Below are 19,195 nucleotides of genomic sequence, written 5' to 3'. Positions count from 1 at the left end.
TACCGCGACGCGTGGAGGAGAACGATGAAGGCCCACGACGGCATGTACATCGGCGGCCGGTGGCGGCCCGCCGCGGCACAGGACACGATCGCGGTCGTCAACCCGGCGGACGAACAGGTCATCGCGCACGTCCCGGCGGGCACCGCGGCCGACGTCGACGACGCCGTGCGCGCCGCCCGCGAGGCCTTCCCGGCCTGGGCCGCTACGCCGCCCGCCGAACGCGCGCAGCGTATAGCGGCGCTCCGCGACGAACTCGGGCGGCGGACGGAGGAGATCGCGGAGACCGTCACCGCCGAACTCGGCGCACCGCCCGCCCTGGCTGTCGCGGTCCACGCGAGCCTGCCCGTGATGGTCGCCGGCTCCTACGCGGAGCTCGCCGGCTCGTACGCGTTCGAGGAGAAACTCGGCAACTCCACCGTGCTGATGGAGCCGGTCGGAGTCGTCGGGGCGATCACACCCTGGAACTACCCCCTGCACCAGATCGTCGCCAAGGTGGCCCCCGCGCTCGCGGCCGGCTGCACGGTCGTCCTGAAGCCCGCGGAGGACACCCCGCTGACCGCGCAGCTCTTCGCGGAGGCCGTCCACGAGGCGGGCGTACCGGCGGGCGTCTTCAACCTCGTCACCGGCCTCGGCCCCGTGGCCGGCCAGGCGCTCGCCGAGCACGAGGGTGTCGACCTGGTGTCCTTCACCGGCTCCACCGCCGTCGGCCGCCGGATCGGCGCGACGGCGGGCGGCGCCGTCAAGCGCGTCGCGCTGGAGCTCGGAGGCAAGTCCGCCAACGTGATCCTGCCGAGCGCCGACCTGGCCAAGGCCGTCAACGTCGGCATCGCCAACGTGATGTCCAACTCCGGTCAGACGTGCAGCGCGTGGACCCGGATGCTCGTGCACAAGGACCAGTACGAAGAGGCCGTCGCCCTCGCCGCGGCCGCCGTCGCCAAGTACGTCCCCGGCGACCGGGTCGGTCCGCTCGTCAACGCCAAGCAGCAGGAGCGGGTGCGCGGCTACATCGGGAAGGGCGTCGAGGAGGGCGCCCGGCTCGTCGCGGGCGGCCCCGACGCGCCCCTGGAGACGGGCTACTACGTCAGCCCGACCGTCTTCGCCGACGTGACCCCCGACATGACCATCGCCCAGGAGGAGATCTTCGGCCCGGTCGTCTCACTCCTGAAGTACGAGGACGAGGAGGACGCCCTGGCCATCGCCAACGGCACCGTCTACGGCCTCGCGGGTGCGGTCTGGGCAGGCGACGAGTCCGAGGCGGTCGCCTTCGCCCGCCGGATGGACACCGGCCAGGTCGACATCAACGGCGGTCGCTTCAACCCGCTGGCGCCCTTCGGCGGTTACAAGCAGTCCGGCGTCGGCCGGGAGCTCGGCCCGCACGGCCTCGCCGAGTACCTCCAGACCAAGTCCCTCCAGTTCTGAGCGTTAAGGAAACGATTGTGGTCCGTGCAGCCGTACTGCCCTCCGTCGGCGCTCCCCTCGAGATCACCGGGATCTCCCTGCCCGACCCCGGCCCGGGGCAGGTCCGCGTCAAGCTGGCCGCGGCCGGTGTGTGTCACTCCGACCTGTCCCTGTCCAACGGCACCATGCGGGTGCCCGTGCCCGCCGTCCTCGGGCACGAGGGCGCCGGCACCGTGCTCGCCGTCGGCGAGGGCGTCACCCGTGTCGCCCCCGGCGACGGCGTCGTCCTCAACTGGGCGCCGTCCTGCGGCCTCTGCCACGCCTGCGTGATCGGCGAGGTGTGGCTGTGCGCCGACGCGCTGACCGGCGCGGGCCGCGTGCACGCCGTCACGAAGGACGGCACCGAACTCCATCCGGGCCTGAACGTCGCCGCGTTCGCCGAGGAGACGGTCGTCGCCGCGAACTGCGTGCTGCCCGTCCCCGACGGCGTGCCGCTCGCCGACGCCGCCCTGCTCGGCTGCGCCGTCCTCACCGGCTACGGCGCCGTGCACAACGCCGCGCGGGTACGCGAGGGCGAGTCCGTCGTGGTCTTCGGCGTCGGAGGGGTGGGCCTCGCCACCCTCCAGTCCGCGCGGATCGCCGGCGCCGGCACCGTCATCGCGGTCGACGTCTCCCCCGAGAAGGAGGAACTGGCCCGGCGGGCCGGCGCGACCGACTACGTGGTGGCCTCCGACACCACCGCGAGGGAGATCCGCGGGCTCACCGGCAAGCGGGGCGCGGACGTGGCCATCGAGTGCGTCGGCCGATCCGTGACCATCCGCACCGCCTGGGACTCCACCCGCCGCGGCGGCCGGACGGTGGTCGTCGGCATCGGCGGCAAGGACCAACAGGTCACGTTCAACGCGCTGGAGCTGTTCCACTGGGGCCGGACCCTCTCCGGCTGCGTGTACGGCAACTCCGATCCGGCCCGGGACCTCCCCGTCCTCGCGGACCATATCCGCGCGGGCCGCCTCGACCTGTCCGCCCTGGTGACCGACCGGATCGCCCTGGAGGGCATTCCGGCAGCGTTCGACGCCATGCGCGAAGGGAAGGGCGGCCGCGCCCTCGTGACGTTCTGACCTGCTCCTTTGCACGCGCCCCGGCGGAAGCGCCGCCGGGGCCGTCCGTGCTGCTCACGTAAGGGCGGGAGCCGGGGCCCAGTCGTCGGAAATTGTCATCGTGCATCCCGTTGACTCCATACCCACTGGTCGGTACGTTCCCCGCACTCCCGTCCCCGCACCTACGGAGTGTGCACGTATGGACACCGCTCCCCAGCTCACAGACACCCCCGGCGACCGCCCGCCCGCCGATCCGCGGCGGCGGCGCGTCGCCACCGCCGCCGCGCTCGCCTCGGCCGTCGAGTGGTACGACTACTTCGTCTTCGGCATCGCCGCCGCCCTCGTCCTGGGCGACCTGTACTTCCCCGCCGGCAGTTCCTCCGCCGGCGTACTGGCCGCCTTCGCCACCTTCGCCGTCGGCTTCCTCGCCCGCCCCGTCGGCGGTGTCATCGCCGGGCAGCTCGGCGACAAGCGGGGCCGCAAGCCGATGCTGGTCCTCGCGCTGACCCTGATGGGCGTCGCAACCGCCGGGATCGGGCTGCTGCCCACGTACGAGACGATCGGCGTCGCCGCGCCGATACTGCTCGTGCTGCTCCGCATCGTGCAGGGCATCGCCGTCGGCGCGCAGTGGGGCGGCGCGATGCTGATGGCCACCGAGTACGCCCCGGAGGGCAAGCGCGGCCTCTACGGCAGCCTCGTCCAGCTCGGCGTCCCCATCGGCGTGGTCACCGCCAACACGGTCTTCCTGATCGCGGGATCCGTCACCAGCGAGTCGACCTTCGCCTCCTGGGGCTGGCGAGTGCCGTTCTTCGTCGGCTTCCTCGTCCTCGGCCTCGCCTGGTACATCCACACCAAGGTCGAGGAGACGCCCGAGTTCCGCGAGGCCGAACGGGCTCTCGCCGAGAAGGAGAAGGGCGAGACGAAGTCACGGTCCCCCCTGCGCACCATCCTGCGCAGCCACCTCGGCACCGTCTTCCTGGCCGGCGGTTCGTTCGCCGTCAATACCGCGACGTTCTACATCATCATCACCGGCGTCCTGGACTACGCGACCCGCGAACTCGACATGAAGCGCAGCGCGGTCCTTGCCGTGTCCCTGTGCGTGAGCCTTACCCAACTGGTGCTGATACCCGCGGCGGCGGCGCTCTCCGACCGCATCGGGCGGCTGCGGATCTACGCGGCCGGCGCGATCGGGCTGCTGGTGTGGGCCGTGCCGATGTTCCTGCTGATCGACACCGCCTCGCTCCTCTGGCTCGGCGTCGGCACCTTCGTCACCAGCTGCTTCCTGAGCATCATGTACGGGCCTCAGGCAGCGCTGTTCGCGGAGCTGTTCACCGCGGAGATGCGCTACACCGGCGCCTCGCTCGGCTACCAGATCGCCGCCGTGTTCGGCGGCGGCCTGGCGCCGTTCGTGATGGTCCTGCTGCTGGAGGCGACCGGTACGTCGATGGCCGTCTCGGCCTACATCATCGGCCTCGCGGTGATCGCCCTGATCTCGATCAGGATCCTTGCCTCCCGCGCCGCGCGGAACGCCCCGGCCGCGCCGTCGCCTGTCCCCACGGCGGCCTCCGCCGACTGACGCCGCCCAGTCCCGGCCGCGGCCCGCCGCGGCCGGGACACGCGCTCACGGCCGCACGCCGTGGGCCACGATCAGGGTCCTGCCGTGTCCTCGGGCAGCTCGCACCACACGGTCTTGGTGAGCGCGTTGCGCACCACGCCCCAGCGGCAGGCGACCGCGTCCAGCAGCGCGAGCCCACGACCGCCCTCCGCGTCGCACTCTGCGTGCGCAGGGGCCGGCTCGGCGTCCGGAGCGGCATCCGTGACCTCCACCCGCGTCACGCCGTGACCTGTGCAGGAAACCCTTAACGTCACGGGAGAACCCTCCCCGACGTGCCGCACGACGTTGCTCAGCAGTTCGCTCACCGCGAGCTGCACATCCGGGCAGTCACGCCCCAGATGCTCACGGACCGCGCGCCGCAGCAACGGAACCGCCTTGGGTGCGGCGAGCAGATCCGCCTCGAACGCCGGGTCCGCCACCCGCCTCATCGCCCCGCCGCCTCGCGCAGCACCGCCGCGAGCTGGTCGGCGGTGGCGAGGGTTGCAGTTGCCGAGTGAGACGAGATGGCGGCAGGGCAGGGCTCCCGCGTAACTCGGCAGGTCCACGCGACGGCGTCCCCGGCATCGTCCCCGTGCGTGACTCCAAGGTGCCGGCCGGACCGGTGCTGCTCGTCGGTGACGGGGCCTGGGCCTCGTTCGTCCACGCCCTCCAGGGCAAGCACGGCTGACACCCGAGTCGCGCCGTCCGCGATCACGTCCGCTCGCGGGCCGGCTCCGCCGCCTGCCCGGGGCGCTGGGCCTCACGCCGCCGGGAACGCGACACCGTCACGCCCGCCAGGCAGAGCGCGCCGCCCGCGAGGGTCAGCAGCCCGGGTACCTCGTCGAGCACCAGCCAGGACATCAGCACCACCAGCGCGGGCACGGCGTACGTGGTCGCGCCCATCCGGCCCGCCGTCGTACGTGCCAGTGCGTACGCCCAGGTCGTGAACGCGAGCGCGGTCGGGAACACGCCGAGGTACACCATGTTGAGCGTGGCCGACAAGGGCGCGGAGGCGGCCTGGTCGACGAGCTGTCCCGCGAACGGCAGGCAGGCCACAGCGCCCACCAGGCACCCGAACGTCGTCACCTGCAGGGCGCTCGCGTGCGCCAGTGCCGGCTTCTGCGCCACCACACCGCCCGCGTAACCCACTGCGGCCAGCAGACACAGCAGCACACCCAGCGTCGACGCCCCGCCCTCGCCGGACATGGACATGCCGACCGCGATCGCGCCCGCGAACGACACCGCCATCCCGGTCAGCAGCCGTGGCGGCAGCGCCTCGCCGAGGAACCGTGCGCCGAGCAGGGCGATGAGCACCGGGCCGATGTTCACCACCATCGCGGCCGTGCCCGCATCGACTTCCTGCTCGCCCAGTTGAGCACCACCATGTAGACGCCGAACCACAGCAGCCCGGACACGGCGATCCCGGGCCACGCGGCCCGTGGCGGCAGGCCCTCGCGCCGGACGAGCAGCACGAGGCCGAGCGCCAGCGAGCCCGCGAGCAGCCGGCCGAGGGCGAGGGCGCCGGGGGAGTACGCCTCACCGGCACTGCGGATGGACACAAAGGCGGAGGCCCACAGGACGACGGTGATCCCCGCGGCCACGAGGGCGGGCCAGTATGCGTGGCGGTTCGGCTTCGTCATGGGGGGACCGTACGGCGCGGACCCTTCGGCGCTCACCGCAATATCTCCGGCTCGATGCCGAGCAGCGCGTGCAGTGCCCGTTCGCCCTCCGTGGTCACCTTCACGGCGCGTTCGGAGCCGATGCGTACGCACCAGCCGGCGTCCAGCGCGTGCCGGCACAGCCGCGCGCCCGCGACACCGGCGAGATGGGGCCGGCGCTCGGTCCAGTCGAGGCAGCCCCGGGCCAGTGGCCGGCGGCCGGCACGCTCCAGTGGGACGCCCAGGTCGGCGAACCAGTCCGTGCCGCGTTCCGTCAGTGCGAAGCCGGATTCCTGGCTGAGCAGTCCCCGGGCGGTCATGGCCCCGGTGATCGTGATGCCGAGGCGCCCCGCGAGATGGTCGTAGCACGTGCGGCCCCGCGCCATCGCGGACGCGGCGGTCGACTCCCGCAGGGTGCGCGGCGGCGGCTTCGGTCCCGCGTGCGCCGCGTGCGCGGCGAGTTCCTCGACGAGGTGCGCCACACGGTCGTCGGCGAGCCGCACATAGCGGTGCCGGCCCTGGCGTTCCTCCGCGAGCAGCCCGCCCGCGACTAGCTTTCCGAGATGCTCGCTTGCGGTCGACGCGGCGACCCCGCCGTGCCGGGCGAGTTCGCCCGCGGTCCAGGCCCGCCCGTCGAGCAGCGCGAGAGCGAACCCGGCGCGGGTGTCGTCGGCGAGCAGCGCCGCGAAGGCGGCGAGGTCACGGGAGGAGGTCATGCCTCCCAGGATGCGTCAGGGACGTTTCGGTGTGGGCCGAAGAGTGCCGTTCCGGGAAGGGTCCGGGCGAACGGCGCTCTCGTACTGGAGCGCCAGTCCGTCCAGCAGGGCCTGGAGTCCCGTCTCGAACGCCCCTTGGTCGACCTGTTCCTGGCGGTCCGCGAGCAGATGGGCCTGGCCGAGGTGCGGGTAGTCCGCCGGGTCGTACGCCGTCGCGTCGTCGACGAAGCCGCGGGCGAAGGAGCCGAGCGCGGAGCCGGTGATGAAGTAGCGCATCAGGGCGCCGATGCGGGTGGCCTGGGCGGGGGGCCAGCCGGCGCGGACCATCGCGCCGAAGACCGCGTCGGCGACCTTGAGGCCCGCCGGGCGGCGGCCGGGGCCGCGGGCGAGGACCGGGACGGTGTTGGGATGCGCGCTCAGGGCGGCGCGGTAGGAGACGGCCCAGTCGTGCAGCGCGGTGCGCCAGTCGCGGTCGTCGTGCTCGTCGAACATCGACAGGTCGACACGGGCACTGACCGCGTCGGCGACGGCGTCGAGGATCTCGTCCTTGTTGCGGAAGTGGTTGTAGAGGGAGGGGCCGCTGACGCCCAGCTCGGCCGCGAGCCGGCGGGTGGAGACCGCGTCGAGCCCCTCGGCGTCCACGAGCGTGCTCGCCGCGTCCACGATGCGGTCTCTGCTGAGGAGGGGCTTGCGCGGTCGGGCCATGCGGCACATAGTAGGGCCTGCCAGAAAGAAACTAGCAGTGATAGTTAAATCTTGGGGTGACCGCGCATGAACCTGGGGCTCGGCGAGGAGCACACGGCCGTCCGGCAGTTGGCGAAGGACTTCGTCGACCGCGAGATCGCCCCGCATGTGGTCGAGTGGGACCGCGCGGAGAGCGTCGAGGCGGGGATCGTGAAGAAGCTCGGCCCGCTCGGCTTCCTCGGCCTCACGATCGACGAGGAGTACGGCGGCTCGGGCGGCGACCACCTCGCGTACTGCCTGGTCACCGAGGAACTCGGCCGCGGTGACTCCTCGGTGCGCGGCATCGTCTCCGTGTCGCTGGGCCTCGTGACCAAGACCATTGCGGCCTACGGCACCGAGGAGCAGAAGCGCCACTGGCTGCCCAGGCTCACCGCGGGCGACGCGCTCGGCTGCTTCGGCCTCACCGAGCCCGGCACCGGCTCGGACGCCGGGAACCTGACCACCAGGGCGGTCCCCGACGGCGACGACTACGTGATCAACGGCTCCAAGATGTTCATCACCAACGGCACCTGGGCCGATGTGGTGCTGCTGTTCGCCAGGACCAATGACACGCCCGGCCACAGGGGCGTGTCCGCCTTTCTCGTCCCCACCGACACGCCCGGGTTCACCCGCCGCACGATCCACGGCAAGCTCGGGCTGCGGGGCCAGGCCACCGCCGAGGTCGTTCTCGAGGACGTCCGGGTCCCCGCGTCGGCCGTGCTCGGACCCGAGGGCAAGGGCTTCTCCATCGCCATGTCCGCGCTCGCCAAGGGGCGGATGTCGGTCGCCGCGGGCTGCGTGGGCATCGCGCAGGCGGCCCTGGACGCCGCTGTCGGCTACGCGAAGGAGCGCGAGCAGTTCGGCAAGTCCATCGCGCACTACCAGCTGGTCCAGGAACTGATCAGCGACATCGCCGTCGACGTGGACGCCGCGCGGCTGCTGACCTGGCGGGTCGCCGACCTGATCGACCGCGGCCAGGACTTCGCCACCGCCGCCTCGAAGGCCAAGCTGTTCGCCTCGGAAGCCGCCGTCAGGGCCGCCAACAACGCCCTCCAGGTCTTCGGCGGCTACGGCTACATCGACGAGTACCCGGTCGGCAAGCTGCTGCGCGACGCGCGCGTGATGACCCTGTACGAGGGCACCAGCCAGATCCAGAAGCTCATCATCGGCCGCGCCCTGACCGGGGTCTCCGCGTTCTGAGACTCCCGGCGCACCCGGCAGACTCCCGGCGCCCCCGGCAGGTGAGTACGCACCTGAGTAGCAGCGCCCATACCGGGCCGGCCGCGGGCCGCGAGGCTGTGCGCATGAGTGAGACACCCGTCAAGCAGCAGAACACCGCCGCGTACTACGGTCAGGCCGTGGCCTCCTTCGGCATCGCGCTCGGGGCCGTCGCCGTCGGTATCTTCAACATGGAAACGGACGCCTGGGTTCGGGCCTTCCTGGGCATCGCGGTCCTCTATCTGACGACCTCGGCCTTCACCCTGGCCAAGGTCGTACGTGACCGGCAGGAGGCCGGTCAGATCGTCAGCCGTGTCGACCAGGCCCGGCTCGAGAAGCTGCTCGCGGAGCACGATCCGTTCCAGAAGCTCTGATCGGACTCTAAGCGCTTGCTCATCGTCGGGGTATGGTGTTCGTCCTGTGCCATGGAAGGGGCGAGTGATGAGTGCGGCTGACCAGACGGCGGGCCCGGAGTCCGGCGAGGACAAGCCGTGGGACGAGGTCACCCCGGACGCGGCCAGGAAACTGCTCGTGGCCGCGGTCGAGGCCTTCGCGGAGCGTGGGTACCACGCCACCACCACGCGGGACATCGCCGGCCGCGCCGGTATGAGCCCGGCAGCGCTCTACATCCACTACAAGACCAAGGAAGAGCTGCTCCACCGGATCAGCCGGATCGGGCACGACAAGGCGATCGAGATCCTGGGCGCCGCCTACGACGGCCCGGGTACGCCCACCGACCGGCTCGCCGACGCGGTGCGCTCCTTCGTCCGCTGGCACGCCGGGCGGTACACCACCGCCCGGGTGGTGCAGTACGAGCTCGAGGCGCTCAGTGACACCCACCGCACCGAGATCTTCGGCCTGCGCAGGCAGAGTGACGCCGTGGTGCGCCGCATCCTCGAGGAGGGTGTGGAAACCGGCGAGTTCGACGTGCCGGACGTGCCCGGCACCGCCGTCGCCGTGCTGTCGCTGTGCATCGACGTGGCGCGCTGGTTCAACACGCAGGGCCGCCGGACGCCCGACGAGGTCGGCGCGCTCTACGCCGACCTCGTCCTGCGCATGGTGAGCGCTCAGAAGAAGTAACGGGACACCGACTCCGCCACGCACGCCGGCTTGTCGCCACCCTCGCGCTCGATCGTGACGAGGGCGGTGACCTGCACGCCACCGCCCGCCTCCTCGACGTCCTGGAGTACCGCGCCGGCGCGCAGCCGCGAGCCGACCGGCACGGGGGAGGGGAAACGGACCTTGTTGCTGCCGTAGTTGATGCCCATCTTCATGCCCTCGACCCGCAGCACCTGGGGCACCAGGGCCGGCAGGAGCGACAGCGTCAGATAGCCGTGGGCGATCGTCGTGCCGAACGGCCCGCTCGCGGCCCGCTCGGGGTCCACATGGATCCACTGGTGGTCACCGGTCGCGTCGGCGAAGAGATCGATCCGCTTCTGGTCGACCTCCAGCCAGTCGCTGTAACCCAGTTGCTCGCCGACTCCGGCGCGCAGCTCCTCGGGGGAGGTGAAGATCCTCGGCTCTGCCATGTCCCTGGCCCCTGACTCTCGACGACTGATGTCTAAGCGCTTGCTCAGCATGGTCGGACGGGCACCCTCCTGTCAACGACGGACCAGTAGGCTTCCGGGAGTGCCACAGATTCCAGAGAAGATCCACGAGCTCACGGTCGGCCAGCTCTCCGCACGCAGCGGCGCCGCCGTCTCCGCCCTGCACTTCTACGAGTCCAAGGGCCTCATCAGCAGCCGCCGCACCAGCGGCAACCAGCGCCGCTACAGCAGGGACGCACTGCGCCGCGTCGCCTTCGTGCGCGCCGCGCAGCGCGTCGGCATTCCGCTCGCCACCATCAGGGACGCCCTCGCGGAACTGCCCGAGGAGCGGACGCCCGACCGCGACGACTGGGCGCGGCTCTCCGAGACCTGGCGCGGTGAACTCGACGAACGCATCAAGCAGCTCGGCCGGCTCCGCGATCACCTCACCGACTGCATCGGCTGCGGTTGCCTCTCCCTGAAGACGTGCGTCCTGTCCAACCCGGACGACGTCTTCGGCGAGCGGCTCACGGGCTCGCGGCTGCTGCCGGAGAGCCGGCGCACCGGCTCCGACGCGGACTGACACGGACGAGGGCGGGCCCGCACCCCCGTCGCGGGCCCGCCCTCGTGCGCGTGGTCCTACTCGTACTCCGTGCCGCCCTTACGGGTCAGGTACGCCGGGCTCACCGCCTTCGCGATCGCGCGGCCGCCGGTGACCGGGCTGTACCGCTCCACCGCAGGGCGGACGACCACGCCCTCCCGCAGATGCAGTCGCCGGCCCGAGACCGTCTCGCGGCCGCTCGCCAGCTCCAGCACCTTGTCCGGGTCGTACGGACCCGTGAACAGCCGTGGTACGACCGGCAGTTCACCGCACAGCACCGCCGCCGGGTCCAGCCAGCGGACCTGGCCGTCGATCTCCGCCGAGATGTCGAACACGGCGTAACCGAGACCGTCCTGCGCCCGGGCGTCCTTGCCGTAGCCGAGGTCCTGGACGCCGGCCCCGTACACCTCGGCGAACACCCCCACCCGGCTCGCACCGAGCCGCTCGGCGAGGCGAGCCGCGATCTCGGGCACACCGTTCCCGAGGGCCGCGCGCCAGTACAGGTTGGCCCGGTCCTCCTTGATGGCCAGCCCCTTGGCGCCGAAACCCTTGGACGAGACCTGCACGCGGCCCCCGCCCTCCGTGGCGTAGGTCATCAGACAGGCGGTGCCGTGCAGCTTCTCGGTGATCACGACCGCCTCGCCGGGCCCGAAGATGCCCGGATAGCGCTGCAGGTTCTCGATGTCCACCCACGGAAGCAGGTCCGGCGCGGCTTCGACGTCGCCGCTCATCCGGGTCGGGGTCGGCGGCGACCACTTGGTGATCGAGAGCCGCTCGGCGAAGTCCGTGCCGTCGGACGCGGCCTGGGCCAGGTCGACGTCCGCCAGCGCCCTGGGCCGGCACACGATCCCCTGCGACAGCTCGCCGCGCAGCCGCACGGCCTTGACCCTGTTGGCGTCCCCGCCCGCAAGCCGTCCGGTGAGACCCAGCTCCTCGACGAGCGCCGCCGGGAGCACGGCCTGCTCGGGGATGTAGAGCGCCACATCGCCGGTGCGGTAGACGCCCTTGGCGACGACGGCACGGTACAGACCCACCTGCGCCAGCTCCAGGGCATCGGCGTCCGGGTGCTCGTGCACGGTCAGGAATTCGGCGGTGACGCGCAGCGTCGACATGTCAGGGCTCCTCGGTGGTGTTCCGCATCGCCCCCAACTGTGGCGTCCCGCAATACCGTTGGCCCATCGGGTTTTTGTGCTGGTAGCGTCGCCGCGGGGTGTGCGACGCGACGCAGGCCGGACGCCCGGTCGCCACCGTGCCACGGCGCAGGAGCCTGACCCGGACGGGTTCCGGGCCCCCCGCCCCGGAACCCCGTGCCCCGTCATGCGACGGAGGCGAGCTCCCGGCGTCCTGCCCGCTTCGCCGCCGCCACCACGTCCGGCGTCAGCACCGGCTGCGGCACGACGATGCCGCAGCCGGTGCAGACCGGTCCGACCCACGGCTCGTGCTCCAGGTCCTGACGCCAGACGATGTGCGTTCCCCCGCACACCGGGCAGGCCTCCCCAGGGTCCGCCTCCAGCGCGCCGATCAGCCGGCGCAGCACCTCGCCGAGCGGTGCCGACGGGTGCTCCGCCGGTGTGTCACAGCGGGCCACCCCGTTCCCGCCCCAGGTCCTCCGGTGCCAGTCGTCGATGTGTCCGGGCCGCCGAAGCCCCTCGTGCTTCTCCCGTTTGCGGCGGTCCGCGAAGTTGTCCTCGTAGGCGAGCCAGACGGCCCGTGCCTCTTCCAGTTCGTCGAGCGCGGCCATCAGCCGCGCCGGATCCGGGGCCCTGTCCTCGGGATCGATACGGTGCCTTCCGCACAGGTGGTCCCAGGTGGCCCGGTGCCCGTACGGGGCGAACCGCTCCAGGCACTTGCGCAGCGAATAGCGCCGTAGCGCCAGATCACACCGCGGGTCGCGCACCTGTCTCGCGAGACTCCGGAAACCGGCCATAGCACTGCCACCTCCGTCGCTGGTACATCGGCGTTGAAGAATGGACGTAGGAGTGCCCGATTCGGCTCCATCGAAAATACGGACGCGCCCCTTCGGCCGGATCACGCCCCTGGCCCGGTTTCCCCGATCCGGGCCGCCGTAAGAACCATCCGGGCGAGTTCCTCGTGGCAGATGTCTCCGTGCGCGCCCGTCGGCGGCCCTCCTTTGCGCACCACACGCGAGGCGTCGACGCTGACGCAGCCCGACGCCGGCAGCCCGGTCCGCAGCGCCTCCTCGAGCGTCTGCCGGGGCGTGTTCGCGACGGCCTGGATGCCGTCGTGGCCCATCGCCCGCCAACGCCGGTCGGTCCCCGCCGCGGCCGAATCGCCCGCGAGGCCCGACACCAGCGGGTAGAACACCCCGAGCGCGGTGTCGTGGCGCGAATGGCAGGCCACCACCGGCCCGTCGACCCGGTGCTGGAGCCCGGCCAGCACACCGCAGCGGTGCGGGGCGTGGGGGAGGCTGTCGGCGAACGCGTAGTGCGAGAAGGAAGCTTGAAGCAGCGTCACCGACTTCACGTTCCGCGCGCCCTCCGGCAGTCCGCGCAGCGCGAACGCGGCCAGCCGTGCGCCCTGGCTGTGGCCGACGAGATGCACCCGCACTCCGGGCGCGGACCGGGACAGCCGTCCCAGTAGCGGGCCGAGGCCCAGCTCGCCCACCGTCCCCGCCCGCCGTTTCATCGCGTAGTACGTCGTCTGCCGCAGCAGCTCCTTCGCGCCCCGCCACGCCGCCCCGGGGCCGGTGCCGGCTCCAGGGACGCCTCGCTCGCGGTGGAGCGCCGCGGCCAGCCGCAGGCACAGCGTCAGGGTGTCCTCGTAGAGCACCGCCGTCGGGCTCTGCTCGTCCCGCGGGAGGTCCTCGGCGAACGGCGCCTCGAGGCCCCCGGGCGGAACGGCCGTCAACTGCCGGGCGAGCATGCCGAACTCGGCGAACGCCGCCCGCGACGCGGGCTCTTCCTCGAGCAGCCACGCAAGGCGCTCCACCGTCGTCCTGTGCCCGGCGAACAGGTACGAGAGCAGGTCCCGCGTCGCCCCGTCCAGGCCCGGGCCGGACGCCGGCGCTCCCTCGGGCAGCTCGGCGTCCGGGAACGGCTCGTCCGGGAACCTCATCGAGGGCCACAGCACACCGGCGTACCCGACGTGCACGCCCGGCAGTCCGGCGAGCAGTTTGGGGAAGGGGGCGAAGAACGACGAGTGCAGTCTGCGGGCGATGGCGGGGGAGTTGTTCCAGCCATGTGCGAAGACCAGGAGGTCCGTGACGTCCAGCCCGGCCGATACGTCGTACGGACCGCCGTCCGGGTCGCCGTCCGCGTCGAAGCAGATCTCCCGGTACGGATACATACTCATCCCCGCCATGGCACGCCCCTCCCCTTGCGTTCCGCTGCTGACACAGCATCCTGCGCAAGAGGAGAAACGGCCATACACCGCGAGGGGTCAGAGCCGCTCGGCGGCGCTGACGCGGTGCAGATGGATCAGGACGTCGTACGACGCGGCCGGCCGCAGAGGCTCGGGCTCGGCCGGCCAGGCGTTGCCGATGTCCCGCGAGGGACGGGTGCCTGCCGGCCACGCGCGGGCGGCCGGGGGAGCGGTGCGCAGATCCAGGTAGTGGCCGTGGGGCCGCCGCGCGCTCCAGCGTGTGCTCGTTGCTGCCGGGCGCCGGCCTGCCCACCGAGAAGGTCCGCAGCGGTTCCGCGGGGTCGGTGCAGCGCGCTGAACGAGCCCCGGCCGAAGGCGGATCCGACGCTGACGTAGCCGTCGCCGACCATGTCCCGCAGGAGCGTGCCCCGGACCTTCGGATACTGCTCCATCGGGCCGGCTCCCCTGTACGGGGCGGGGGTTACCCCACCCCGTACAGGGGAGGGGGATCACCCCACGCCCCGCTCAGTAGCGCAGGTACCGCTTCCGTGCGGCGGTGAACGCGGCCAGTTCGTCACGCCAGGCGCCCACGACTTCGTCCGTGTCCGCGCCCGCGTCGATCAGGGTGCGCACCTTCGTGGAGCCGGTCAGCTTGTCGATCCAGTTGTCGGGGCGCCAGGCGAAACCGCTCCAGGTCCGCTTCGCCGTCACCAGCAGGCCGATGCCGGTGCGGACCGGGTCGTAGCCCTTGCGGTCGTGGACGTGGAGCTGGACGCCGCCGACCGTCCTGCCCTGGAACTTGGAGAACGTCGGCGCGAAGTACGCCTCGCGGAAGCGGACGCCCGGCAGGCCGAGTTCGTTCGCCGCGTGGGCCCAGGCCGGGCCGATTCCCTCCGCGCCCAGCAGCTCGAACGGGCGGGTGGTGCCACGCCCCTCCGAGAGATTCGTGCCCTCGAACAGACAGGTGCCCGAGTACACCAGCGCGGTCTGAGGGGTGGGCATGTTGGGGCTCGGCGGGACCCACGGCAGGCCGGTCTCGTCGAAGAAGTCTCCCCGTCGCCAGCCCGACATCCGGACGATGTCGAGCTCGACGGGCCGGGTCAGGAATTCTCCGTTGAACAGCAGCGCCAGTTCGGCGACCGTCATGCCGTGCGCCTGCGCGATGGGCTCGCGCCCCACGAAGGTCGCGAACGCCTTGTCGAGGACCGGCCCGAGGGCCCCCCTCCCGGTCACCGGGTTCGGCCGGTCGAGGACGACGAAGCGCTTGCCGGCGAGGGCGGCCGCCTGCATGCAGTCGTACATCGTCCAGATGTACGTGTAGAAGCGGGCGCCTGCGTCCTGGATGTCGAAGACGACGGTGTCCACGCCCGAGGCCGTGAAGATGTCCGCCAGCGGCTGACCGCTCTTGAGGTACGTGTCGTAGACGGGCAGTCCGGTCGCCGGGTCGTCGTAGCGGCCCTCGGAGCCGCCGGCCTGCGCGGTGCCGCGGAAGCCGTGCTCGGGTCCGAAGACCGCGACGAGGTCCATCCGGTCGTCGGCGTGCATGACGTCCACGATGTGGTGTACGTCCCGGGTGATGCCCGTCGGGTTGGTGACCACGCCGACGCGCCGGCCGGACAGCGCCGCGTATCCGTCGGCGGCCAGGCACTCGAAGCCGGTGCGAACCCGGCCGCGGCCGGAGTGGGCCGTGGCGGGCGAGGGAGCGGCGGCCAGTGCCCCCGCCGCGCCGCCCGCAGCAAGCAAACCCCGTCTGGACAGGCTCATAGAGCTACCTCCGCGATCGCCTTCTGTCATGACCACTGCACGCTAGCGCTCATGTCCGCGCTGTGGAACGACCCCGGCAACGTCGTTGTGGCTCGTCGCGCCTCCCTCTTCCCCAGGGACATACCGACTGGTTAGTCTGCCGGGACGACCTGACACGAGAGGCGGAGCGGATGAGTGCGGTGCAGGGCGCTGGGGTTGTGGTCACGGGCGCGGGCGGCGGGATCGGAGCCGCACTGGCGCGCAGATTCGCCGCTGAAGGTGCCCGGGTCGTGGTCAACGACATCGAGGCCGGCAAGGCGAAGACCGTGGCCGACGAGATCGGCGCCACCGCCGTCCCCGGCGATGCCTCGAAGATCGTGGACGAGGCTCGCGACGCCCTCGGCGGGGTCGTCGACATCTACTGCGCGAACGCCGGACTCGGCTCCGGCGGCGACGCCTTCGCCGACGAGGGCGTCTGGGCCGCGGCCTGGGACGTCAACGTCATGGCGCACGTACGGGCGAGCCGGGCGCTGCTGCCCGACTGGCTCGAGCGCGGCAGCGGACGCTTCGTCTCCACCGTCTCCGCCGCCGGCCTGCTCACGATGATCGGCGCGGCGCCGTACAGCGTCACCAAGCACGGCGCCCTGGCCTACGCCGAGTGGCTCTCCCTCACCTACCGCCACCGCGGCCTCAAGGTGCACGCGATCTGCCCGCAGGGCGTACGCACCGACATGCTCACCGCCAGCGGCACGGCGGGCGAGCTCGTGCTCCAGCCGACCGCGATCGAGCCGGAGGACGTGGCCGACGCCCTCTTCGACGCCATGGACGCGGACCGCTTCCTCGTCCTGCCGCACCCCGAGGTCGCCGACTACTACGCCGCCCGCGCCACCCAGAACGACCGCTGGCTGGACGGCATGAACCACATCCAGCAGAAGTGGGAGGAGACCGGCCGATGAAGTCGACATACGCCGCGAAGCCCTGGCTCGGCCGGCTCACCGACGTACAGCGTGCCCCCGTCGACCCTCCCGCGACCGTGGTGCACGCCTTCTGCTCCGCCGTCGCCCGCGCCCCCGAGCACACCGCCCTCGCGTACTTCGACGGACGGATCAGCTACCGCGAGACCGACGAGCTGTCCGACTCCGTCGCCGGCCATCTCGCCGCACGGGGCGTCGCCCGCGGCGACCGGGTCGCGATCATGCTCCAGAACACCCCGCACTTCGTGATCGCCCTGCTGGGCGCATGGAAGGCCGGCGCCACCGTCGTCCCGCTCAACCCGATGTACAAGTCGGGCGAGGTCTCCCACGTCTTCGCCGACGCCGAGGTCACCGCGCTGATCTGCTCGGACCGCGCCTGGGACGGCTACCTGCGCGACTGCGTCGCCGCCTCGCCCGTACGGATCGCCCTCACCGCCTGCGAGCTCGACCTCCAGACGCGGGGCGACACACGCGTCCTCGGCTTCGAGCGCACGGCGCCCGCCGAGGACGCCGACGACCTGCTGGCCGTCGCCCGCCAGGGTCTGCCCGCCCCCAAGGACCGCGAACTCGGCGCGGACGACGTGGCGTTGATCAGCTACACCTCCGGCACCAGCGGCACCCCCAAGGGCGCCATGAACCTGCACGGCGGCATCACCTACAACGCCGAACGCCAGCGCACCGGCCACCCGATACCCGAGGGCGCCTGCTACTTCGCGCTCGCGCCGCTGTTCCACATCACCGGCATGGTCTGCCAGCTGGCCGTCTGCCTCGCCAACGCGGGCACCCTGGCGCTGGTGTACCGCTTCGAGGCGGGCGTCGTGCTCGACGCGTTCCTCGAGCACCGCCCCGCCTATACCGTCGGCCCCTCCACAGCCTTCATGGCGCTCGGCGCCCACCCCTCCGCCACCCGCGAGCACTTCGACTCCTTCGAAGTGATCTCCTCGGGCGGGGCCCCGGTGCCGCCGGCCCTCGTCGAGAAGTTCCGCGCCGGATTCGGCCCCTACATCCGCAACGGCTACGGGCTCACCGAGTGCACCGCGCCGTGCGCCTCGGTGCCCCCGGAGCACGAAGCGCCCGTCGACCCTGCCTCCGGCACCCTGTCCGTCGGCCTCCCCGGCCCCGACACGGTCGTCCGGATCGTCGACGACACGGGCGAGGACGTGCCCCTCGGCGAACAGGGTGAGATCGCGGTCCGCGGACCCCAGGTCGTGCCCGGCTACTGGCGGCTCCCGGAGGCCACCGCGACTGCCTTCCCGGACGGCGAACTGCGTACCGGCGACGTCGGCTTCATGGACACCGACGGCTGGCTCTACGTCGTCGACCGCAAGAAGGACATGATCAACGCCTCCGGCTTCAAGGTCTGGCCCCGCGAGGTCGAGGACGTCCTCTACACTCACCCCGCCGTACGCGAGGCGGCCGTCGTGGGCGTCCCCGACTCCTACCGCGGCGAGACCGTGAAGGCCTACGTCAGCCTACGGCCCGGGTCCGCGGCCGAGCCCGGCGAGATCTCCGCGTACTGTGCCGAGCGGCTGGCGGCCTACAAGTACCCGAGAGAAGTCGAGATCCTGCCGGAGCTCCCCAAGACGACAAGTGGGAAGATCCTCAGGCGGGAACTGCGTTCCCCTGCGTAACAGACGCACCACACAGCACGTCGAACGAAAAAGAAAGGCGGGTGGCGGCAATGGCCAGGACGACGGACGGGGACGGCACCCCCGTCCCGCAGAGGCTGCTTGCCGCCGCCACCCGCCTCTTCGCCGAGCGCGGCTACGACCGCACGTCGGTGCAGGAGATCGTCGAGGCGGCCGGTGTCACCAAGGGGGCGCTGTACCACTACTTCGGCTCCAAGGAGGACCTCCTCCAAGAGGTCTACGCCCGGGTGCTCCGCGTCCAGCAGCAACGGCTCGACGCGTACGCGGACGCCGACGCGCCGGTGGAGAAGCGGCTGCGCGACGCGGCGGCGGACGTAGTCGTCACCACCATTGAGAACCTCGATGACGCGGACATCTTCTTCCGCTCCATGCACCACCTGAGCCCAGAGAAGCACAAGCAGGTCCGTGCCGAACGCCGCCGCTACCACGAGCGGTTCCGCGCGCTGGTGGAGGAGGGCCAGGAGAGCGGCGTGTTCTCGACCGCGACCCCTGCGGACCTGGTGGTCGACTACCACTTCGGCTCGGTCCACCACCTGTCGACGTGGTACCGCCCCGACGGCCCCCTCACGAAGCAACAGGTCGCGGACCACCTGGCGGACCTCCTCCTCCGCTCCCTCCGCCCCTGACGCGAAGCGTCCGACCTTGCACGTCGGAGCTCCGTCCCGAGCCGCGCCCCGGAGGTCGGCGCTGGATGTGCCCCTGGCCCGCGGGGCAGGAACGTGTCCGCCCGTCGGGGCTGCGCCTCAGGTGCAGACGAGGCTGGATGTGCCCCCGGCCCGCGTGCCGGGCGTGCCGGCTGTCGGGGCTCCGTTCCCGGCCCTGCGTTTTGGATGCCGACGAGATGTGCCTCTGGCCGGCGGGGCCGGGCATGCCGCCGGGGGGGGGGGGGGGGGGGGGGGGGGGGGGGGGGGGGGGGGGAGGGGGGGGGGGGGGGGGGGGGGGGGGGGGGGGGGGGGGGGGGGGGGGGGGGGGATACG

The 19,195-nt window shown here is 72.0% G+C and carries 19 protein-coding genes and 1 pseudogene; 11 read left to right on the top strand and 9 right to left on the bottom strand.

Annotated features, from left to right (window positions below):
• Positions 1 to 24 precede the first annotated feature (24 nt).
• The 3 genes from ACZ4SA_RS19390 (at position 25) to ACZ4SA_RS19380 (ending at position 4,071) form a co-directional block, all read left to right on the top strand.
• Positions 25 to 1,419, top strand: a complete 1,395-nt coding sequence (locus ACZ4SA_RS19390; RefSeq protein ID WP_468275905.1) for an aldehyde dehydrogenase family protein — start codon at positions 25 to 27, stop codon at positions 1,417 to 1,419.
• Between the two features lie 17 nt (positions 1,420 to 1,436).
• Positions 1,437 to 2,516 (top strand): Zn-dependent alcohol dehydrogenase, encoded by a 1,080-nt coding sequence (locus ACZ4SA_RS19385; RefSeq protein WP_468275903.1) that lies wholly within the window; start codon positions 1,437 to 1,439, stop codon positions 2,514 to 2,516.
• 178 nt (positions 2,517 to 2,694) lie between these two features.
• Positions 2,695 to 4,071: an MFS transporter gene (locus ACZ4SA_RS19380; RefSeq protein WP_468275900.1), complete on the top strand. Its 1,377-nt coding sequence runs from the start codon at positions 2,695 to 2,697 to the stop codon at positions 4,069 to 4,071.
• 71 nt (positions 4,072 to 4,142) lie between these two features.
• On the opposite strand, the gene ACZ4SA_RS19375 is transcribed toward ACZ4SA_RS19380, so the two are convergent.
• Complete coding sequence (locus tag ACZ4SA_RS19375) at positions 4,143 to 4,538, bottom strand: ATP-binding protein (RefSeq protein ID WP_468275897.1); 396 nt, start codon at positions 4,536 to 4,538, stop codon at positions 4,143 to 4,145.
• Between ACZ4SA_RS19375 and ACZ4SA_RS19370 the strand changes: the two genes are divergently transcribed.
• Entirely contained in the window at positions 4,490 to 4,777 is a 288-nt protein-coding gene (locus tag ACZ4SA_RS19370; RefSeq protein WP_468275895.1) for a DUF397 domain-containing protein, read from the top strand. The genes ACZ4SA_RS19375 and ACZ4SA_RS19370 overlap by 49 nt on opposite strands.
• Positions 4,778 to 4,800: 23 nt before the next feature.
• Here the strand turns inward: ACZ4SA_RS19370 and ACZ4SA_RS19365 are convergent.
• The 3 genes and pseudogenes from ACZ4SA_RS19365 to ACZ4SA_RS19355 all read right to left on the bottom strand — a co-directional run bounded on the left by ACZ4SA_RS19365 (position 4,801) and on the right by ACZ4SA_RS19355 (position 7,168).
• A pseudogene (locus ACZ4SA_RS19365) lies at positions 4,801 to 5,729 on the bottom strand (DMT family transporter).
• A 32-nt stretch (positions 5,730 to 5,761) separates the two neighbouring features.
• Positions 5,762 to 6,463 (bottom strand): ArsR/SmtB family transcription factor, encoded by a 702-nt coding sequence (locus ACZ4SA_RS19360; protein WP_468275893.1) that lies wholly within the window; start codon positions 6,461 to 6,463, stop codon positions 5,762 to 5,764.
• A 15-nt stretch (positions 6,464 to 6,478) separates the two neighbouring features.
• A complete protein-coding gene (locus tag ACZ4SA_RS19355; RefSeq protein ID WP_468275891.1) occupies positions 6,479 to 7,168 on the bottom strand; it encodes a TetR/AcrR family transcriptional regulator in 690 nt (229 codons plus the stop codon).
• A gap of 66 nt (positions 7,169 to 7,234) precedes the next feature.
• Here ACZ4SA_RS19355 and ACZ4SA_RS19350 point away from each other — a divergent pair, with 66 nt between their 5' ends.
• The 3 genes from ACZ4SA_RS19350 (at position 7,235) to ACZ4SA_RS19340 (ending at position 9,484) form a co-directional block, all read left to right on the top strand.
• Positions 7,235 to 8,386: an acyl-CoA dehydrogenase family protein gene (locus ACZ4SA_RS19350; RefSeq protein ID WP_468275889.1), complete on the top strand. Its 1,152-nt coding sequence runs from the start codon at positions 7,235 to 7,237 to the stop codon at positions 8,384 to 8,386.
• 104 nt (positions 8,387 to 8,490) lie between these two features.
• On the top strand, positions 8,491 to 8,778 hold the full coding sequence (locus ACZ4SA_RS19345) for a YiaA/YiaB family inner membrane protein (RefSeq protein ID WP_100106388.1): 288 nt from the start codon (positions 8,491 to 8,493) through the stop codon (positions 8,776 to 8,778).
• Between the two features lie 67 nt (positions 8,779 to 8,845).
• Positions 8,846 to 9,484, top strand: a complete 639-nt coding sequence (locus ACZ4SA_RS19340) for a TetR/AcrR family transcriptional regulator (RefSeq protein WP_468275887.1) — start codon at positions 8,846 to 8,848, stop codon at positions 9,482 to 9,484.
• On the opposite strand, the gene ACZ4SA_RS19335 is transcribed toward ACZ4SA_RS19340, so the two are convergent.
• The gene (locus tag ACZ4SA_RS19335) at positions 9,472 to 9,933 is read right to left on the bottom strand and encodes a MaoC family dehydratase (RefSeq protein WP_468275884.1); all 462 of its coding nucleotides are present in this window, start codon (positions 9,931 to 9,933) and stop codon (positions 9,472 to 9,474) included. The genes ACZ4SA_RS19340 and ACZ4SA_RS19335 overlap by 13 nt on opposite strands.
• 100 nt (positions 9,934 to 10,033) lie before the next feature.
• Here ACZ4SA_RS19335 and soxR point away from each other — a divergent pair, with 100 nt between their 5' ends.
• On the top strand, positions 10,034 to 10,513 hold the full coding sequence (soxR, locus tag ACZ4SA_RS19330) for a redox-sensitive transcriptional activator SoxR (RefSeq protein WP_468275882.1): 480 nt from the start codon (positions 10,034 to 10,036) through the stop codon (positions 10,511 to 10,513).
• A gap of 56 nt (positions 10,514 to 10,569) precedes the next feature.
• Here the strand turns inward: soxR and ACZ4SA_RS19325 are convergent, their stop codons facing one another.
• The 4 genes from ACZ4SA_RS19325 to ACZ4SA_RS19310 all read right to left on the bottom strand — a co-directional run bounded on the left by ACZ4SA_RS19325 (position 10,570) and on the right by ACZ4SA_RS19310 (position 15,616).
• Entirely contained in the window at positions 10,570 to 11,643 is a 1,074-nt protein-coding gene (locus ACZ4SA_RS19325; RefSeq protein ID WP_468275879.1) for an RNA ligase (ATP), read from the bottom strand.
• 203 nt (positions 11,644 to 11,846) lie between these two features.
• Complete coding sequence (locus tag ACZ4SA_RS19320) at positions 11,847 to 12,458, bottom strand: hypothetical protein (protein ID WP_468275877.1); 612 nt, start codon at positions 12,456 to 12,458, stop codon at positions 11,847 to 11,849.
• Between the two features lie 101 nt (positions 12,459 to 12,559).
• A complete protein-coding gene (locus ACZ4SA_RS19315; protein ID WP_468275875.1) occupies positions 12,560 to 13,852 on the bottom strand; it encodes a serine-threonine protein kinase in 1,293 nt (430 codons plus the stop codon).
• Positions 13,853 to 14,377: 525 nt separating this feature from the next.
• The gene (locus tag ACZ4SA_RS19310; RefSeq protein ID WP_468275874.1) at positions 14,378 to 15,616 is read right to left on the bottom strand and encodes an exo-beta-N-acetylmuramidase NamZ family protein; all 1,239 of its coding nucleotides are present in this window, start codon (positions 15,614 to 15,616) and stop codon (positions 14,378 to 14,380) included.
• A 170-nt stretch (positions 15,617 to 15,786) separates the two neighbouring features.
• Between ACZ4SA_RS19310 and ACZ4SA_RS19305 the strand changes: the two genes are divergently transcribed.
• From ACZ4SA_RS19305 to ACZ4SA_RS19295, 3 genes are read left to right on the top strand one after another with little or no spacing between them, the layout of a single operon-like run.
• On the top strand, positions 15,787 to 16,551 hold the full coding sequence (locus ACZ4SA_RS19305) for an SDR family oxidoreductase (protein ID WP_468275873.1): 765 nt from the start codon (positions 15,787 to 15,789) through the stop codon (positions 16,549 to 16,551).
• Positions 16,548 to 18,200 carry an AMP-binding protein gene (locus ACZ4SA_RS19300; protein WP_468275871.1) on the top strand — a complete coding sequence of 551 codons (1,653 nt, stop codon included), beginning with the start codon at positions 16,548 to 16,550 and terminating at the stop codon, positions 18,198 to 18,200. Before ACZ4SA_RS19305 ends, ACZ4SA_RS19300 begins: the two co-directional genes overlap by 4 nt.
• Before the next feature lie 50 nt (positions 18,201 to 18,250).
• Complete coding sequence (locus ACZ4SA_RS19295; protein ID WP_468275869.1) at positions 18,251 to 18,844, top strand: TetR/AcrR family transcriptional regulator; 594 nt, start codon at positions 18,251 to 18,253, stop codon at positions 18,842 to 18,844.
• Positions 18,845 to 19,195 lie beyond the last annotated feature (351 nt).

The sequence above is a fragment of the Streptomyces sp. NPDC027962 genome, from assembly GCF_055566095.1.
Note: the sequence above shows the minus strand (reverse complement) of the source record. Positions and strands in the feature narration are given on the sequence as shown.

What these genes read in the sequence shown, in the direction of transcription:
- ACZ4SA_RS19390 (WP_468275905.1), top strand. Translation starts at nt 25, where the DNA reads ATGAAGGCCCACGACGGCATGTACATCGGCGGCCGGTGGCGGCCCGCC.
- ACZ4SA_RS19380 (WP_468275900.1), top strand. Translation starts at nt 2,695, where the DNA reads ATGGACACCGCTCCCCAGCTCACAGACACCCCCGGCGACCGCCCGCCC.
- ACZ4SA_RS19375 (WP_468275897.1), bottom strand. Translation starts at nt 4,538, where the DNA reads ATGAGGCGGGTGGCGGACCCGGCGTTCGAGGCGGATCTGCTCGCCGCA.
- ACZ4SA_RS19360 (WP_468275893.1), bottom strand. Translation starts at nt 6,463, where the DNA reads ATGACCTCCTCCCGTGACCTCGCCGCCTTCGCGGCGCTGCTCGCCGAC.
- ACZ4SA_RS19355 (WP_468275891.1), bottom strand. Translation starts at nt 7,168, where the DNA reads ATGGCCCGACCGCGCAAGCCCCTCCTCAGCAGAGACCGCATCGTGGAC.
- ACZ4SA_RS19350 (WP_468275889.1), top strand. Translation starts at nt 7,235, where the DNA reads ATGAACCTGGGGCTCGGCGAGGAGCACACGGCCGTCCGGCAGTTGGCG.
- ACZ4SA_RS19345 (WP_100106388.1), top strand. Translation starts at nt 8,491, where the DNA reads ATGAGTGAGACACCCGTCAAGCAGCAGAACACCGCCGCGTACTACGGT.
- ACZ4SA_RS19340 (WP_468275887.1), top strand. Translation starts at nt 8,846, where the DNA reads ATGAGTGCGGCTGACCAGACGGCGGGCCCGGAGTCCGGCGAGGACAAG.
- ACZ4SA_RS19335 (WP_468275884.1), bottom strand. Translation starts at nt 9,933, where the DNA reads ATGGCAGAGCCGAGGATCTTCACCTCCCCCGAGGAGCTGCGCGCCGGA.
- ACZ4SA_RS19325 (WP_468275879.1), bottom strand. Translation starts at nt 11,643, where the DNA reads ATGTCGACGCTGCGCGTCACCGCCGAATTCCTGACCGTGCACGAGCAC.
- ACZ4SA_RS19320 (WP_468275877.1), bottom strand. Translation starts at nt 12,458, where the DNA reads ATGGCCGGTTTCCGGAGTCTCGCGAGACAGGTGCGCGACCCGCGGTGT.
- ACZ4SA_RS19315 (WP_468275875.1), bottom strand. Translation starts at nt 13,852, where the DNA reads ATGGCGGGGATGAGTATGTATCCGTACCGGGAGATCTGCTTCGACGCG.
- ACZ4SA_RS19310 (WP_468275874.1), bottom strand. Translation starts at nt 15,616, where the DNA reads ATGAGCCTGTCCAGACGGGGTTTGCTTGCTGCGGGCGGCGCGGCGGGG.
- ACZ4SA_RS19305 (WP_468275873.1), top strand. Translation starts at nt 15,787, where the DNA reads ATGAGTGCGGTGCAGGGCGCTGGGGTTGTGGTCACGGGCGCGGGCGGC.
- ACZ4SA_RS19300 (WP_468275871.1), top strand. Translation starts at nt 16,548, where the DNA reads ATGAAGTCGACATACGCCGCGAAGCCCTGGCTCGGCCGGCTCACCGAC.
- ACZ4SA_RS19295 (WP_468275869.1), top strand. Translation starts at nt 18,251, where the DNA reads ATGGCCAGGACGACGGACGGGGACGGCACCCCCGTCCCGCAGAGGCTG.